Raw genomic sequence first — 15,812 nt, 5'->3', positions numbered from 1 at the left:
TGCCGTTCTGTCTCAACAAGTGGCAGAATGCGAAATCTTCCCCAAGATATTCTCCTTTTGGGGTCTTTCCCCAATAAAAATATTCCCGAAGCTCCTGCCCTGAGAACGTGACCTTATCAACCGGTACCGTCAAAAGCTCCTGAATATCAATTTTAAAAATCGCAGTGCCAATCAGGTCGACTTCAGAGACTTCCCCTTGATCAGGGTCAGGGAGATGGTTCGGGACGGCCGTTCTGCGTATCGCCTCACCAAGTCCAATCTTCCCGTTAACTGTGTAGAGGTCCGGATCATACACCCTCTTCGCATAGCTCGCAGCTATGAAAGGTTCGGGCCGCTCAACCATGTCGGCAATTTTCCCGGCAGAAAACGCCATATCATCATCGATCATCAGTAGCGTTGTGCAGTTGTTGCGAATTGCTTCATCACAAAACCGGTTTCGAAACAATGCCACATTGCTTCCAGTTAATATGCCATGATTGACTTCATGTCCTCTGGCAGACAACTCCGTCATTAATGCAATCACAGATCGCATATGATGCCAGTGTACCAATCCACGTCCCGATGGCGTGGCAATGTAAACGGATAGTTTCTTGGCGTTGCTCATGTTTCTCAAGACTTTATTGGAGGTGTTACGGATGCATTCAAATCCAGTAGGGCGCTTTTGTTATGGTTCTCCACGACGGTAGTGCAATTGGTTGGACAAATCGCTTTGTGATTTCCAAATTGTAGGGGCAATTGCAACTGGCACAGCTGAAAGTCAACTCAATATCCGATCTTCGAGTTTGCTTGCGCAATCAAGCCCAAACATTACGGGTTCCGAGTTCCGCCGAGCATTATTCATTCCATGGATCTTAGTTCACGTGCGCCCGGCGCGAACGACCCGGGATCAGCTCTCATCAACGCAAAATTCCTCGAATACCGGATGGTCTGAACAAAACCGTGTTCTGTTCCGTCGATGCACCTTATCGGCGGCCACTAGTGCGTATATTACGGTCCAACGGTCAAGGGTCGCATGATCGACGGGAACACCGCACTTCGCCATGCGTTCTCCCAAGTCGCGGTAGGATACCGAGTAGCGTAGATAAAAGAAAACTGTGTGCAAGATGGCGCCCTTCGAATATCGGGTACCATTGAATGAGATTCTTACTGCCTGTCTCGCTCGAAATTCGAGAGGCCATTACACGGAAGCGTCGTAGCCTAAAATTTACGGTGAAGCCGGATCAAACGCATAATGTTACCGTACAAAATGCCCACCAGAAGACAAGCTGGGACATGACTACTGGCAATAGGTGGCAAGTTACTTGTTGCTCAGGGGAGGGTAACCACAGAAGGTGTAGAATGGATCAGGTTTTTCACCGCAACTAAGGGTCATATGCTGATGCGCTGCTATTGGTTTATCTTCGTATTTTGTCTTTCGGTATTCGCGACAGCTACGTCGGCTCAACCGGTCATCCCGGGTTCCGCGGACCCAGAATTTGTTGAAGCGGTAGACGAGTGGCTGGAAGGTAACGAAATTGAAGCGTTATCAAGCATGTCCACGTTAGCAAGGATGGGGCACGTACCTGCTAAAATTCTCCTCTCCCGCATCGCGGATACCGATTGGTTAAGCGCTCACATAGCAGAGAAATTATCAAGGACAGAGAGAATCGAGCTATTTCGCGAACCAAGAGGGCTGTCAGGTCGGGATTGGTTGGCAAGCGCATCGGAAGACAGTGAGTTGGCAAATGCTCTTTGGGCAACACAGTTTGGCGAGCCTCGCGAAGTTCCTGAATTTGAATCCATCGTCCGCACGCTGATCATTTACGGCGAAATTAAGCCCTTGCTTGGTTATTTTATCAAGACCTGGCAATTCGGCCATGAAGATGTGGCGGTGCGTGCGATAATTGAAAACGACGCCTTATTCGGGGCAGCCGGGCGCGATTTTTTAGGGTTTGCAATTCAGTCGATGATCCAGCGAGGCAAACAGCCTCTCTTCCCTTCACGAATTAGGACAATTGAAGAAATGCGAGCCTTCCTCGACTGGTTGAGATCAGACGTGCACAAATTTGCTGCAAGCGGTTATATCCGGACCAATGGCACCCAGATCGCTATACCTACTCGCCGAGATGGTTTGGAACTTATCGCGGACGCGGCTCATTCTTTACGCGAATTACAGCCTTTATTGTTGTTTTGCGAATCTATGTGCGCCGCTTCCCAACAGCGGTCCTGTCTAGCTGATACAGCTTCGACGATTGCACAAGCGGGAGCATTCCCTTATCCTTTCTCAAGCCCTGCGCAGTCGTTGATCGCAGATGAAGCATATTGGAGCTCATCCCGATTTTTCGAAGATGTCAATCGCACACTAAACCGTCAGGGTTGGTCGGGATGCCGGTAGAGATCGCCTCCTACGAGCCTTCCTTCCCAAGTTGAAGTGCTTCAAACGGCCTGGTCACGCAAGGCGTTTGAAGATCGGACCTCATCTTGCCCTGGACGGATTTACTCCCTAGCCCCGGCGCTAGATATGCCAAGAGCGAAGACGCGGTTGAGGGTTGCGGAGCAGACTAGTATCCCCGCGATGTCTTTGTTGAAGATGTGTGTCATGAGGCTTTGCCCCATCAGTTTCACAAAGTGCATTTTGCTCGTAACGCGGCATGATCCGGGGAATTCGAGGAGTATCCAACCGCATCGAAGGAACTGTGCTTGCGCTCAATCGGGTGGTCGGAGCGCAAGCGTGGTAGTCGGCTCAGCTATTTTCGACTTTTGAAAGTGTGTCTGCCGCAGTTATCGCCGAACTAAGTGAATTGTCCGATACCCTTGTGTAGATCTCCGTGGTCGCTATGCTGGCATGTCCCAGAAGGCGCTGGACTAGCCTGATGTCCACCCCTTCCTCGATGAGGAGAGTTGCCGCCGAGTGCCGAAACCTGTGAGGTGTCAAGTGCGGTTCTATTCGAAGCGACTTCGATAGTGTTCTCAGCCGTTTCCGAAAAGCCTGCGCGGTGAGGCGATGACCTTTGGAGTTGGTAAACAACCAAGCCTGCGAGCCTCCAATGTCGCAACGAAATTCCCAAAAACGTCTGAAGTCTGCCTGAAGGTGGTCATTTGCAACATAGACGGTTCGTTCGCGGTTGCCCTTGCCTCGGACCCGGATTTGGGTCGCCGCTCCTGCAACATCGCGAACTCGAAGCGAAGTCAATTCGCTAATCCGAAGCCCTGTGACGATCAACAACCGTGCTATTAACCCCGTTATTTGTGTCGCCGTGATCTCGTGCGGAACGGATCGTTCCTCGCCGGGGTTCGATTGTACGATATGCTGGGCCGATCTGAAAACTACGCCTAGTGTCGGACGATCAACAGGGCGAGGGAGGCGCTTCGGGACCTTCATATCCAGCCTCAACCCCTCGAATGGTGATGCACAGCCGGTGCCTTTGTCCTCAAGCCAACTGCAATACGATCGGAGGGTTACTAATCGCCGCCGGATGGTTGCGGGGCTCGCCTGTTGCTCCTCTCGCAGATACTTTTGAAAGTCAATGACGTCGTTGGCCGATGGGTGATCTTTCAACTGCACTTTGTGTTTGAAGTTGACGAATGCAAGAAGGTCCTGCCTGTAGGCCCGTAAACTGTGCTGGCTGAGCCCTAGTTGTTCGCGGCAATATCCCTCAAATTCATCGATCCGAATATTGTTCATGTTTCCTCTCTTTGAACTATTGGGGCCATCATCGATAGCCGATCACGCCCAGCCCCATCAAAGCCACAGAGAAAACTGTAGAATTTGCTTTGGCAACAGTAGGATATAGTTGTAGGCCCGCGAAAAGCGTGGTGACACACGATCATTCCGAAGATAGTGTAATTGAAGCTTCTAACCCGAGCAGTCGGACCGTCTGACTGCCGTATACATAATAGAGAATTATGATTTCTTTAGAGTCCCTACTAGGACAGACAGAGATCACCCGTGATATCTGCGATGCGTTTGGGTCGGGCATCCGAACAGCCATTATTTATGGCCTTGAAGGCACCGGGAAAACCTCGGCAGCGGAAAGAACACTAATTGAGCTGGGTGAAGGGCATTACGTCACTCGACGCGTAGGCGAAAAGCTACTTAGTGCCACTCATGAAGCCGCTCTCCAAGGCGTTGAAGCAGTGGGGGAGCGCGAATCTAATTCAGGTGCAATCGTTGATGTCGCCCAAGATGTCGCCGATCTTATAGAAGACGGGCACATACCATTTTCGCGAACATTGCGCCGCCTGCTCAAAAGGCGAGAAGAGGCAAAACGTGCCAAATTTCTTCCCCAACGCAAACGGGAGTTTATCTCTAATCTGCTTGGTGGCAATCCTGACTCGATCCCAGTTTTATTAGCGGATAATTTGCACTACTGGGACGCCGACTCACTCACTTTTCTTGCTCAACTGCATAGCGACGTCTGGACCAGTCTGTATCCCCGACTGTCTGATCTGAAAATTATCCTCGTTTGGACCACAGACCAGGCCGATGAGGCATTCGCACGAGAGATTTCGGATCTATTTTCTGAGAACAAGGTCGAATATCAACTAGAAAGGATTAAAGAAAACCGTTTCAGAGAACTCCTGTCCGCCATGGGGGCACCCGGCGAGCTTCCAGAGCACCTAGTGTCGGAACTTTTTGCGATCAGCGGTTCCCATCTCCGGCTTGTCGCGGAACTGGTTGCGCTGATCCGTTCAGATTCGAAAAGTCTTCGTACGATTATTTCGGACGACCCAACGACGGCAACAGTTCTGACCCGGATGCTTGAGACGCGGCTATCGGAAGCCGGACCTGCTTCAGAGTTTCTTCGAAGGCTTTTCGCTGCTCTTTGTGTCGTTGGTGACAAAGCTAGCGACGCTGACCTCCAATGCTTGCTAGAATACCCTGTTGAAAAAATCTCTGAACTGGTCGGTGTGGCATCAGATCTTGGATTTTTGAGGTCCCAAAGATCTGCAACTGCCTTTACGCATGATATCATTCGTCGTGTTTTTTTAGAGTTTTTGGCACCAGAACAAAGAGCCTGGCACTCGAAATTTTCTGATTGTCTAATACGGATAAGACCTTCCGATTATGGACGGCGCGCAGTTCATCTGGCTGCTGCCGGGGACGAGGTCGGGGCCGAAAGCGCAAGGGTAATGTCATTGCTCCAGTCGGTGAGAGAACAACGGATTCTGCATTCTGATGGAGACTGGATCCTTCAGATCGCGCCGGTTGACCAAAACACTGAGCACCTTATTGAAACAATTAGAGCAGCAACTGCCCTTGTCGCCAAACGCGATTATGGTGCGGCAATTTCCAGATTGAGCTCTGACACTTTCTACGTGAACGAAATTCTGCTCGCCGAACGTGATTACTGCTTGGCACAGATACTAACGATGATCCGGACGGAGGCTTCTCAAGCCCGTGCCCTAGCATTGATTTCTGACAATCCCAGTTTCGAAGAGCGGGAGCCCGATCTTTGGCGGCGGATGGAAGAATTAAAGCTATTGGTTCAAAGAAACCTCGGCCGGTTTCAGGAAGCTAGAAGAACTGAGCGCGAACTTAGGCAGCATTACGAACGCAGTATGGGCTTCGACTTTTCAGCCGCTTTGGGACTCACGCGCCTCCGCCGAATATCAGATTCTATTCACAATCCCAGAATTTCAAATGACAGGCTCAAAAAGGCCATCGCCTATCTTGACCCAACCGGGGATCAAAGCAAATTGAGGGATCCAGAAGAGTATGTACTTTGCCTAAACAACTTAGCCGCCAACGAACTCGTTCTCGGCAATTTTGGAGCAGCCTATGACTATGCGCTCCGCTGTTGGGTGTTTGTAGACAAATTCACATCTCCGGTAGTTCGCCGCCCTGAAATCATCCTTTCTAACGTGCTTGTCGCTCAGTATCTGAGTAAGGGCATAGTTTCTGATGAGATTGATGAACTCCTCCGTCTTTCGAAGGAATTTCATTCTGCAAGTTCCGACGGGGTTCTACTCACTAGCAACCTCGGGGGTCTGATACTCGCTAACGAAGACTTTGCCAGGGCCGAAGCCTATTTGGAAGAATGTCGTCTCGAGCTCGAACAATTCGAAGACGTTTTCGCATATTCCAGATTTCACCTGTTTAACAACCTTATGTTGTCGCAGTGGTTGCAACGAAGACCTTGGGAAAAAAGCTTAAATGCTGCGATTTGTGCTGCGGAGACGATTGATGAAGATAGCCACGTCTTTGCAGTCAAAAGAATGGAGATGCTCGCGCCCATCTTGCATGAATTTGAGGGCGCACCGTCCATAAAGTGCATTGATGAAATGTTCTCGTCCTTACCTGATCAGCTTGGACCCGAATGGGCTCTCTACGGTCGAGCAATAACTTTTTCTGATCTGCAGTTCTGGTCGAACAATTGATGCCAGCTACCGCTCTTCCACTATATTCTTGTTTTTGTTTAGAACCGCCAAGCCTACCAAAGCTGATGCCATCGCCGATCTCCCACCGAGATTCGCAAACCTATGGCCGTATGCGCTATGCCTCACCAGATGAGGTGAAGTCGCAACGTCAGTCACCAGTGGTTCGCCGCCGTCTCGAATTCGGACATCCACGCGGGCAAAGCCACCAAACTGTAACGTGTCAACAACCTGACGCGCGATAGCTTTCAACCGGTGAGCAAGGTCCTGTTCATTGGGTGCAAAGTCATAGAAACCATAGTCGTCGTTGCAAACACGGGAGTAATCGAGAAAAAGGCTCCCAGGATTTTTCTCGCCACCAATCGAAATTCCCACCGGGTCTAAGGTAAGCACATCGTTACCTTGGCATAACACCGGTGTTTCCGCCTCACGACCTTCAATAAATTCCTGTACGAGTATTGGTTGAGATAGTTCTGCAACTAGCTCTTCAAGAAATTCATCCTCGGCTCCAGTAAACTCAAATCTAGATCTTTTCTCGAGCCCTATACTCGCGGCTTCGAATGATGCTTTGGCCAGAACAATCCGTCCAATTGGGGGGCGACGATCCGCTAACCACCGACCTTCCCCGACGTACCAATGGCATTCCGGCGCAGGAATGCCTACGGAACGTAATATTGCGTTAACGTGAAATTTTTGGCGAGATAAACTGACAGCGTAGGGATTGGCATTCAATGTGCTTATCCCATGAAGCTGACAGAACGCGGGTATTAGGCTTTTTCTGCCGGGAGCCGAGCCGGTTTGTGCCGTGTTGTAAACGAGTGTACGATTTCTAGCAAAGTGGTTTAACCCGCCGCCATCGACCCATCGGATGAAGCTATCTTCTCCAACAAAGACGTCAGTATAAAATCCTGCCTCTCGAAATCCACCAACAATTTCTTCCAACTCTTCCTCTGTGAAATACTCAATGCTCCGGTCAAACTCCGAACGGTATTCCCCTGAGGCGACGTTGACGACGCAAGCAATCCCGAAATCATCGACTTGTTTTCTTCCAATTTCAATAAGACGTGCAACGGCACTTGCGGTGCTATCTATACTACTTTTGGGCATTGATAATTCTCTATTATCAATACTATGAGGTGTTGGGAGGACCGGAGAGCAAGAGATAGGTTTTGACCCTGGGGTATCGTTCTCTAATTCTCGAACCAAAAATGCACGTCAAGAGCGCTAGATTACCGGTTCTTCGTCAATTGTGCCGCAATCCCACTTTGCTGAAGCCGAAAACTCGTGAACTGAAATGCGGCCGATCAAATCCGTGTGGTGCAGTTCTGGACCAAGATCAAAAGAGATCGGCGCCGGGTGTTTGGCTCGCATGATTTTTAAGGCGGGCGGGGTTCGACGCGTTTACTCGAAGTGGCAGGAAAAGCAGACTCAGAACGTTCCTTGGCGATCTCACAAAATACTGAAAAACTCCTCTTGTTAAATCAGCTAAGTATTCTTGACAGAAACAGTAAAGATTAGTACCGCTACTCTTGTTCAACCAATCATTGGAGTGGGAAATGGCAAATATCAGTGGCTTGCTTTTGGGCGATCAGCGCGCGGACAAACTTTATCTTCTTCGCGATCTAAACGGTAACGGAGATGCCCTGGACGCAGGCGAGCGCATAACATTTTTTGATGGAACCAACGCAGGTGGCTATGCTGATCCCACGTCCAACATTTTCGGCGTCTTTCAGGATGACTCGGAATTTGTCTATTTTGGAGATGGAAACACCGATGCCGTCTATCGGCTAAAAGATGGCAATTCCGATGGCGATGCCAATGATCTCGGAGAGGCTACGGTCTTTTTTGATGCAAGCAACGCCGCTGGTCTGTCAACTGTGACCCCACAATCAATTGCACAAGGCGCAGACGGCGCGATCTACCTGTCAAATGCAGGTGTCAGCGCGGCTCCACAGGATGCGATCTACCGCCTGGAGGACCTTAATGGCGATGGCGACGCAAATGACGATGGTGAGGCGACCGTGTGGCTTGACCTGCAGGCGATTTTGACAACCGATGGTCTACCACAAGGCGAAGCCGCAGTCCCGTACGACATTGTTTTTAATGACGATATCGCTTACATCAATGATCTGAACGGCGCGGCGCAGGATGACGTCATCCATCGTGCAGAAGATCTTAATGGTGATGGTCAAATCACGGCGGATGAAGTCAAACCCTTCATCTCGGATTCGATGAATTTCGGCGCACCTGTCGATTTGTCATCGGCCGTACGCGGCGACAGCCTGCTGACGCTAACATGGTTTCCAAGCCGTAGTGAGCCGGGCGCAGAACCAAAACTCTATGTACTGACCGACTGGAACGGAAGCGGAGATATCGACGTAGCTTATGAGGCGCGCGAGATCTGGAACGCATCGGAGTTACCCGAAGGATATAACATGTTTGTCGGCTTCAACGTCACGACCGTCGGCAATAAGGTATACTTCACCGCTGATGAGCACGTGATCGAATTGTCCGATGTCAATGGTGATGGGGATTTCCTCGACAATCAGGAAACCATTGTGTTCACATCGGGCCTTGATGACGAAGGCGTCGCGCGGCCGCGTGCACTGTCGGGCTATGAAGACAGCGAAGACGAGGCAGTAACTCTGCGCGGAACCAATGTCGATGATCGACAGATCGGGGGCGCCAAGGATGACACATTGAAAGGGGGTCGTGGAGATGACCTGCAGTTCGGTCAGGGTGGTGATGATATTCTGAACGGTGGGCGCGGCGACGATGTCCAGTTCGGCGGTGACGGCGACGACACACTCAGGGGGTGTCGCGGCGATGATGAACTGTTTGGCGGTAATGGTGATGACCATGCCGCAGGCGGTAGAGGCGACGACCAGTTGACCGGAGGAGAAGGCAACGACATCCTGAGGGGTGGACGTGGCGACGACCGTCTGGACGGTGGTGACGACAATGACATGTTGACCGGCGGGCGCGGTGCCGATGTATTCGTCTTTAACGGAGGTAGTGACCGGATTACTGATTTCCGTCTGGAAGACACCCTGGAATTAGATCTTGGTATTGAGATCGCTGAAGATGCTATTCTTGCTGATTTTGCGAGCGTGGACGGAAGTACCCTGATTCTCGATTTCGGAGAAGACGCTGGCAGCCTGGCGCTGGACAACGGCGCCAGCTATGCTCTGTCTGACATCGACTTCGCGTTCGTCTAAGGTTTTGAACCTTTGCGGGAATGAAACCTCGTTCCCGCAAAGGCTTCACGTTAACCTGCTTGGCTATGAAATGGTGAACAGTTGCTTCACAGATTAGGCCAATAGGTCAGAATGAGCCGCAACGACCGCGCAGCCAAGTTCACGCCCCATTTCGAACCGGACGTTAGCGCACAAAGGCCCTGCGTTCTTTGCCGACTCTATAATACTCCAATAGATACGGATCACTGTGTTATCTTCAATGTAGAAGCAACCCGCTCACTACGACATGCCGAGGTCGGTTCCATTATGGCGATGCCGGATCGTGTTAGAAAACGGTTCGATCTGCTACCGGAACCTCTGATTGCAGACACTGCTTATGGCTCAGGACCAATGCCGAGCTGGCTGGTTGACGGCAACATTGCGCCAAAATTCCCTTCATCGACAACGCGGATCTCCGGCACGGCCGCAGACGGGTTTCCGGGGTCTTGGTAGCAGCGAGGCATTCCTCGTGCCTCAGCGGTGCGATTTTTCAAGAGATGGGGTACCGATTGTGGAGAAAGGCCACCAAGCTGCTGTTCGCCGTAATGCGCTGCTTATGACTTCAAATGGCAGCTTTTATGTACAGTTTGGGAGGCAACCGGGACAAAGCACACCGCATTGTTCAACGTCGGACTGGCATTCAACTTTGAACTGATCGACGGTTTGAAAGAATGCGCTGTCCTCGATGAAGCCGCAAGGATGCAGTCACAATTAGTCTTACAATCCAGCCGGGCAACAGATAAAATGAACTGCGCGAGCCGGGAGACTGGCATTAAGGCTCTCCGCCTTTGATGAGTGTGTTCACTGCCTTAGATATTTTTTCACCGCCAAACATCGCGGTCCCAATTGTAGCTCCAATTCCCGGGATGCCAAATATCAAGCCGACTCCAGTGAAGATTCCGATTAGCCCGGCCCTCCAAACACTGTCAGTAACCTCTTTGACATGTTCTTTTGGCCAAGACTTAAAATGGTCCAAGTACTCCCGCAAAGCATCACGAGTTTCATCGACTTTAGTTCTTGTATCTTCATCGGAATTTTCTTCTTTGGGCACCAACCCTTTAAGCTTTTCTATGTGGTCTTGGGCTTTGCGTAGGAACGCAATTTCGTCTTCCCAAGCCTGACGTCTTTGAGGATCGTTAGGTATTTGGCGCTTGGTTGCTGAAAGGATGTTCTTTAGACAATTTTCGGCGGATGCTAGAAATGCGTAAGAATCCTCTGCTGCTTCATTCAATGCCCAAGCAACACGAAGGCGATCAATACCCAATTCACGGAGTTCGTCCTCTTTCGCACTTTCAATTACTAGGTCTTCGACCTGGGCATCAGGCGCGTTGTTTTTGGCCGCCTCAATGCCGTTATCCCGGCCTGAGGTATTGCTGTAGCTTTCGCTGGTGCCGATCACCTGACCATTGCTGGCCTTGAGGTTGAACATATGCCCGCCGGATCTAGTTTTCTTACGCTCATATCGGTCGTCATTCGGCGCGTTTACCTTCACCGACGCGATTCCATTTTCCGCGCTGGTCCTTTTTACATAACCTTCGCTTGCTAAGATGATTTCGCCATTTTCTGCTTTCAGCCGAAACCGAAATTGACCAGCCCTGTCTTCATAAAGTTCAAACTTTCCGGCCATACTGCTCCAACAATCATCAAAAGAAAAAGTTCCCTAAGATGCTGGCTGAAGATCAAAAGGGATGCAAGTGGCCGAGCGATAGTCTGTGAACTCCTCTTCCCGTCAAACCTGCGGATCGTACCTTGTCTGCATTGTGTGGTACTGGGTCCCGGTCGCCTCCGACTGCGTGGCCCCTGCGGCGCAACGGACAAATTCCAGCGCCCACCTTCCAGAATCTTTGAAAGCCTGCGAAGTTCTTCCAATCACCGACTGCCGATAACCCTGCGTGATGGGAGCAAACGGGCAGAATATCCTAATGACAAAACCATTGAACAAGCAGAGTTCTTCTATGGAATACGTTCAGCGCTGATATTCAAAACAAGACATTGAAGTTTCAGCTTTGCGAGACGAAGTTGTCGCTCGATGAGTTCGACTGGAAGTCCCCATCCAGTGGCACGACGCATTCAAGATGCATACTTGCCTTCGACTAACGTCTTTCTGGCTCAACCGAAGGCGCTCAGAACAAGGGAAACCACTAGTATCACAGTCGCCTGGCTACCGGCAGCTATTCGACCTGCTTTGAGTTTAAGCAGGAACCCGTATCCTGGCAGGACTGTTGCAAGCCCATATGCCAAAGCGGCAATGACACCGAAAACCAGACCGCCAATGATGGTGTTGATTCCGGCCGCTTGGTGTAAGAGGGCAGTTCCGATCACAAGCACGACCATACAAGCTAGGCCAATACCGTAAGCGCTGCCTGGCACTGCCTGTGTATGGGCCGCCCGATCTTCTGCTCCATAGGCTTTTGCCCAAGGTTCCCCGAAGAGTAACGTAAACCACAAGGTCAGCAGCGCTTGGCCGGTAATGATTGCGACAATGACGGCGATCCAATTTACGCTAGAAAATGCGATTTCCATTTCAGTGACCTTGCGTTGATGAAAATATGTATGTGTCCAATTCAGCGAGAACGCGCGTCCAGCCTGCAACAAACAGCGCTGCACGTTCGGGCCATTGTTCCCCCATAGCGGCGGATCCCTCGGAGTGATCAATCAGAACACGAGTTGTATCCCCATCTGCGACAAAGCGTACAGAAACTTCTGTGGGGGCCGAGAGTTTTCCTGGATGCCACGTGAAGCGCAAAACACGCGACGGTACTAGCTCAAGTACCTCCCCGAGGACAAACTGCCCGTCCGCGGGGTGGTCTTCGAAGAACCTACCGCCGACGCGCGCTTCGAAACGTAGTGTTGAACCTTCGAACTTCCGGTGTCCCTGCGGCCACCAAAGATCAACCTTTTCTACAAATGCTCGAAAGGCATCGTTCGGACTGCACTGCAGTGTGGCACTCTTCTTGATTACGTTGGCCATTTAGTCCTCGCTGTTTTCGGCGACCATGGCCAATCGGTTCAGTGCGACATCCCAGAACGCGTCCAACCAGGAACGCGCTTCCTCAAAACCCTCTGGCAAGAGGCTATACTCGTTGCGGTTCTGCACGGATTTCGCCTGAACAAGATTGGCAATGCACAGGATTTTGAGATGTTTGGAAACCGCTGGTCGCGACATGCGATAGTACGCTCCAAGTTCTGAGACGCTATGCGGCCTTTCCGCAAGCTTTCCCAGCATGTCTCGGCGTACGGTATTGCCAAGCGCGTCTAAAACCAACTCTTGTTTGGGCGAGATATTCATTGGTAACCTCAAGGTTACCGTAACAAATAAGTTTCACTTCCGGTGCAGTCAAGCCTGTTCGTTTGGCAACAAATGTTCTCAGCACTGGAGACCTTCCGCGAATAACGCTCTGGGCAAACTGCGTCATAACTGACATTCGGACAAAGCGCATCATGGGACCTTCGGGGCGGGGGGCGCTAAAAACCCCGCGCGGAAATGAACAAGTGCACTGCTGAAGGTCGCATGGGCTCAGAGCGTTTCGATCGATGAAGGCTACACGCGCCTTACCTATGCTTATGCCAGTCTAAGGTGTTGACCGAGTACACATGTTGAATAGTATCCAGGCTTTCCGCTCGACGGTCACCAGGTCGTGTTGAAAGGACGGTGGGAGTAGCAAAAGGGTGTTCTGGTTTGTAACGGAAGGGGTTGGTTGTTGACCAATATGGCGAACTGATCCGCATTCGATCGTGCTGAAAAACCCGAGCTTGACAATGACCTCATACCGATCTTGCTGATCGGACCTCATGTAATACGTTGCCAAACCTGATGAAGGCAGTTGTACTGCGATGTATGAATTGATCCACCAAGCTATCGATTAAATTGGTCGCGTTCTGCTTCCGCTTGACCCTGATCCCCAGACATTCCTGCCTGTGCTCATTGATGACCTTCAGAGACCGAAAGGTTATGCCATCGTCGGTTCGACAACGAACTTAGTCAAACGACCAGATATAATTGCGATACTTTGGCCTTGGTCGGATGCGCGAGCTGTCATATCGCCGTGAACACCCCAGCCTGTAACGTAGATTCTGCTGCCAGACCTCTCGACCTGATGCGATCGAGACTACCGGTACAGGCCCTGGAGTCTGATTTCCTTGATGTTCACGCTATTCGACCCAGCGTGCCCAACTGGTGGGGGCGGTGCGATTATCTGCAGGAAGCAAAATGAGTTCGTGCGCGTTGCAAACATAATTTCCCGCAGCTCCGAAAAAGAAAAGGCCACCAGACATTTCAATAAATTCAGGGGTTACATCAATAGTCATGGCTGGCATATCTGGGATGTTCGGGAACGATACTGTTGCAGTGATATCGACGTTTGACACATTGGAATTAAACACATTTCCACCGAAGACTGTCGTCAGGTCACTTTGCCCATTCATCACGATCTCCGTGGCGGGTTGATCTCCGGTTTTGGTGCGAATCGTGAATTCGTTGAGATAAAAGGCCGCCTCACCAGATGGCTCTATGACAAAATCTGCTACGCCCCAAACACGAGCGTCGTCGGCACCTGTGACGTCTTGATATTGTCCCGCAAAATCCTGAGGGTTGATCTGCCATTCTCCGACGGGGCAATCATCCAGCTCCTGAGCATTTCCGGTCATGGGAACGCTCAGGCAAAGTGCGAGTGTCAAATATCCTGAGACCAATTTCTACTCCTTTACAAATACTCAAATCAAATCTGATCCGCGTTGATCAGTCTTCATCTTCCACCAGAAATGAGGCGTTGACCCAACCCAGTTGCTTGCCATGCCAGGCAACAAGGCACCAATGCGGTTGATCAGAAAGAATATCAACCTGCTCATCTGTCATCGCAAAGTACTGTTGCTGCGTTACCGTGGGCACACAGGTTATCGTGCGTATTTGACGTGCGTCATGTGGCAAGGTCGCAAGGATTTGATACTGTGTACCCGGACCTGTGCGCGCGTTTAGCGAGTCCTGATCGCCCACACCAGCGACACGCCATATCTCGGGCTCATCTGCAGTAGCAGTCGCAATCGCAGGACAAAACGCCAGCAAAACTGCCATGAGACAGCACGCGCGCACCGATATAACTCTTATCATGACCACGAGCATGCCTCCGTATTAGTTTGGAATTGTAAGGACCAAGCCCAGCTCGGTGTACTCGTTGTCTGTTCGTGCGTTTACAACACTCGATCCAACAACGAGATTTAGATCCTCCCTTTCGAACCTCAACGTGAGGCGATCGCCAATTTGATACTGATCCTGCAATTCGAAACCGGCGCTAACAAGCTCTGTTTCGTACTGCATCAGAAACTGTTCGCCAGGATCAGCAATACGTCCGTAAAGGTCAACTGTGCAGCTCCTCTCGTTTTTTGAAAGCAATCCACCGATATTCTTCAACTCTGTGGGTCGTGGAACATCCTCTGGCCATTGCTTTGGAATGTCAGAAAGCGACCTCTCTTCTCCGATTTCAATGTTTGGACACTCATCTGCAAACGCTGGTAGGGCCAATATCGCAACAGCAATTCCGAAGTAGCTCAAATTCATTGTTGGTATCTGTTTAGTAGCATATCTCGCTACACCTATCTCATCCAAACACGACAGCACAGCTTTGTTTGTCTATAAAACTTCAAAGCCTTCTCGCCCTCAACAGTCGCCATCGATCGCCGTCGGTAAGAAGGATGTGCGCCCATTATAGCAGTGAGAAATACATGAGAAGATATTCTGGCCAAGCAACCAATGCTGCCAGAGAAAATGCAGCGCAAACTTTACGGCATGCATTACACGGAGGGGTACTCGATCAGCGGTATGGCGGCAGCGCTTTTCGTGTCTTGCCGAAAGGTCCATCGTACCTTCAACCGGCACGAACCTGGCATTCACTGCGCCAGTCGCGGACTGCGACGACGCGAGACAAAGAGTGCTTTGATGCTCTGAGATCAAAAGCGCGTCGATGACTGCAAAAGACAGCCTTCTCCCAATGGCGTGCTGACAGAAAGGACACCCAAATGCCGTTCCGCCGTGGCTTAAGATGGTATCTGCGATCGAGACCCGCTCGCCCTGTGATACGACAAAACCTCCGAACGTTACCTCGGCCTCGTCGAGTTTACGTCTATCGCCTCAGTTGCGACCATATGGTAATTTGACTTAGGCTGATTTATTCGGGCGGAATCCGAGTGTCGCTACTAACTTGGGAACCGCATCGAGATCATATT

Annotated in this window: 13 protein-coding genes and 2 pseudogenes; 4 read left to right on the top strand and 11 right to left on the bottom strand. The window is 50.8% G+C overall.

Translation table 11 applies throughout. From position 1 onward, the window contains the following. Together RA27_RS24185 and RA27_RS24795 are read right to left on the bottom strand one after the other, a co-directional pair. Window positions 1-604, bottom strand: a 604-nt coding sequence (locus RA27_RS24185; RefSeq protein WP_152610773.1) for a hypothetical protein, incomplete at its 3' end; no start/stop codon positions are given. A gap of 390 nt (window positions 605-994) precedes the next feature. After that, window positions 995-1,141 (bottom strand): annotated as a pseudogene (locus RA27_RS24795) (IS6 family transposase); the annotation flags it as partial. Between the two features lie 231 nt (window positions 1,142-1,372). On the opposite strand from RA27_RS24795, the gene RA27_RS22205 reads away from it, so the two are divergent. After that, window positions 1,373-2,374 carry a hypothetical protein gene (locus RA27_RS22205; protein WP_039544206.1) on the top strand — a complete coding sequence of 334 codons (1,002 nt, stop codon included), beginning with the start codon at window positions 1,373-1,375 and terminating at the stop codon, window positions 2,372-2,374. A 348-nt stretch (window positions 2,375-2,722) separates the two neighbouring features. Here the strand turns inward: RA27_RS22205 and RA27_RS22200 are convergent, their stop codons facing one another. Beyond that, window positions 2,723-3,664 carry a tyrosine-type recombinase/integrase gene (locus tag RA27_RS22200; protein WP_039544203.1) on the bottom strand — a complete coding sequence of 314 codons (942 nt, stop codon included), beginning with the start codon at window positions 3,662-3,664 and terminating at the stop codon, window positions 2,723-2,725. Window positions 3,665-3,885: 221 nt separating this feature from the next. Between RA27_RS22200 and RA27_RS22195 the strand changes: the two genes are divergently transcribed. After that, window positions 3,886-6,360: a hypothetical protein gene (locus tag RA27_RS22195; protein WP_039544200.1), complete on the top strand. Its 2,475-nt coding sequence runs from the start codon at window positions 3,886-3,888 to the stop codon at window positions 6,358-6,360. Window positions 6,361-6,366: 6 nt separating this feature from the next. Here RA27_RS22195 and RA27_RS22190 read toward each other — a convergent pair whose 3' ends face one another. Further along, complete coding sequence (locus RA27_RS22190) at window positions 6,367-7,464, bottom strand: hypothetical protein (RefSeq protein WP_039544197.1); 1,098 nt, start codon at window positions 7,462-7,464, stop codon at window positions 6,367-6,369. A 449-nt stretch (window positions 7,465-7,913) separates the two neighbouring features. On the opposite strand from RA27_RS22190, the gene RA27_RS24180 reads away from it, so the two are divergent. Together RA27_RS24180 and RA27_RS24175 are read left to right on the top strand one after the other, a co-directional pair. Continuing rightward, window positions 7,914-9,575 (top strand): calcium-binding protein, encoded by a 1,662-nt coding sequence (locus RA27_RS24180; protein ID WP_052265451.1) that lies wholly within the window; start codon window positions 7,914-7,916, stop codon window positions 9,573-9,575. A 160-nt stretch (window positions 9,576-9,735) separates the two neighbouring features. Beyond that, window positions 9,736-9,965, top strand: a pseudogene (locus tag RA27_RS24175) (IS5/IS1182 family transposase); the annotation flags it as partial. Window positions 9,966-10,365: 400 nt separating this feature from the next. Here RA27_RS24175 and RA27_RS23915 read toward each other — a convergent pair. From RA27_RS23915 to RA27_RS22145, 7 genes are all read right to left on the bottom strand, one after another. Beyond that, entirely contained in the window at window positions 10,366-11,220 is an 855-nt protein-coding gene (locus RA27_RS23915) for a YegP family protein (protein ID WP_082025239.1), read from the bottom strand. Window positions 11,221-11,702: 482 nt separating this feature from the next. Further along, on the bottom strand, window positions 11,703-12,116 hold the full coding sequence (locus RA27_RS22170) for a DUF1761 family protein (protein WP_039544191.1): 414 nt from the start codon (window positions 12,114-12,116) through the stop codon (window positions 11,703-11,705). A 1-nt stretch (window position 12,117) separates the two neighbouring features. Then, window positions 12,118-12,564 carry an SRPBCC domain-containing protein gene (locus tag RA27_RS23375; RefSeq protein ID WP_052265450.1) on the bottom strand — a complete coding sequence of 149 codons (447 nt, stop codon included), beginning with the start codon at window positions 12,562-12,564 and terminating at the stop codon, window positions 12,118-12,120. After that, complete coding sequence (locus RA27_RS22160) at window positions 12,565-12,882, bottom strand: ArsR family transcriptional regulator (RefSeq protein WP_052265449.1); 318 nt, start codon at window positions 12,880-12,882, stop codon at window positions 12,565-12,567. Between the two features lie 863 nt (window positions 12,883-13,745). After that, window positions 13,746-14,240, bottom strand: a complete 495-nt coding sequence (locus RA27_RS22155) for a hypothetical protein (RefSeq protein ID WP_039544188.1) — start codon at window positions 14,238-14,240, stop codon at window positions 13,746-13,748. A 91-nt stretch (window positions 14,241-14,331) separates the two neighbouring features. Further along, window positions 14,332-14,664, bottom strand: coding sequence for an SH3 domain-containing protein (locus RA27_RS22150; RefSeq protein WP_039544186.1), 333 nt, complete (start codon window positions 14,662-14,664; stop codon window positions 14,332-14,334). A 57-nt stretch (window positions 14,665-14,721) separates the two neighbouring features. Next, window positions 14,722-15,147, bottom strand: coding sequence for a hypothetical protein (locus tag RA27_RS22145; protein WP_039544185.1), 426 nt, complete (start codon window positions 15,145-15,147; stop codon window positions 14,722-14,724). Window positions 15,148-15,812: the final 665 nt, after the last annotated feature.

The organism is Ruegeria sp. ANG-R (assembly GCF_000813985.1).
Taxonomy (GTDB): Bacteria; Pseudomonadota; Alphaproteobacteria; order Rhodobacterales; family Rhodobacteraceae; genus Ruegeria.
This window is presented reverse-complemented; position numbering and strand designations above follow the sequence as displayed.

What these genes read in the sequence shown, in the direction of transcription:
- RA27_RS22205 (WP_039544206.1), top strand. Translation starts at nt 1,373, where the DNA reads ATGCTGATGCGCTGCTATTGGTTTATCTTCGTATTTTGTCTTTCGGTA.
- RA27_RS22200 (WP_039544203.1), bottom strand. Translation starts at nt 3,664, where the DNA reads ATGAACAATATTCGGATCGATGAATTTGAGGGATATTGCCGCGAACAA.
- RA27_RS22195 (WP_039544200.1), top strand. Translation starts at nt 3,886, where the DNA reads ATGATTTCTTTAGAGTCCCTACTAGGACAGACAGAGATCACCCGTGAT.
- RA27_RS22190 (WP_039544197.1), bottom strand. Translation starts at nt 7,464, where the DNA reads ATGCCCAAAAGTAGTATAGATAGCACCGCAAGTGCCGTTGCACGTCTT.
- RA27_RS24180 (WP_052265451.1), top strand. Translation starts at nt 7,914, where the DNA reads ATGGCAAATATCAGTGGCTTGCTTTTGGGCGATCAGCGCGCGGACAAA.
- RA27_RS23915 (WP_082025239.1), bottom strand. Translation starts at nt 11,220, where the DNA reads ATGGCCGGAAAGTTTGAACTTTATGAAGACAGGGCTGGTCAATTTCGG.
- RA27_RS22170 (WP_039544191.1), bottom strand. Translation starts at nt 12,116, where the DNA reads ATGGAAATCGCATTTTCTAGCGTAAATTGGATCGCCGTCATTGTCGCA.
- RA27_RS23375 (WP_052265450.1), bottom strand. Translation starts at nt 12,564, where the DNA reads ATGGCCAACGTAATCAAGAAGAGTGCCACACTGCAGTGCAGTCCGAAC.
- RA27_RS22160 (WP_052265449.1), bottom strand. Translation starts at nt 12,882, where the DNA reads ATGAATATCTCGCCCAAACAAGAGTTGGTTTTAGACGCGCTTGGCAAT.
- RA27_RS22155 (WP_039544188.1), bottom strand. Translation starts at nt 14,240, where the DNA reads ATGACCGGAAATGCTCAGGAGCTGGATGATTGCCCCGTCGGAGAATGG.
- RA27_RS22150 (WP_039544186.1), bottom strand. Translation starts at nt 14,664, where the DNA reads ATGGCAGTTTTGCTGGCGTTTTGTCCTGCGATTGCGACTGCTACTGCA.
- RA27_RS22145 (WP_039544185.1), bottom strand. Translation starts at nt 15,147, where the DNA reads ATGAATTTGAGCTACTTCGGAATTGCTGTTGCGATATTGGCCCTACCA.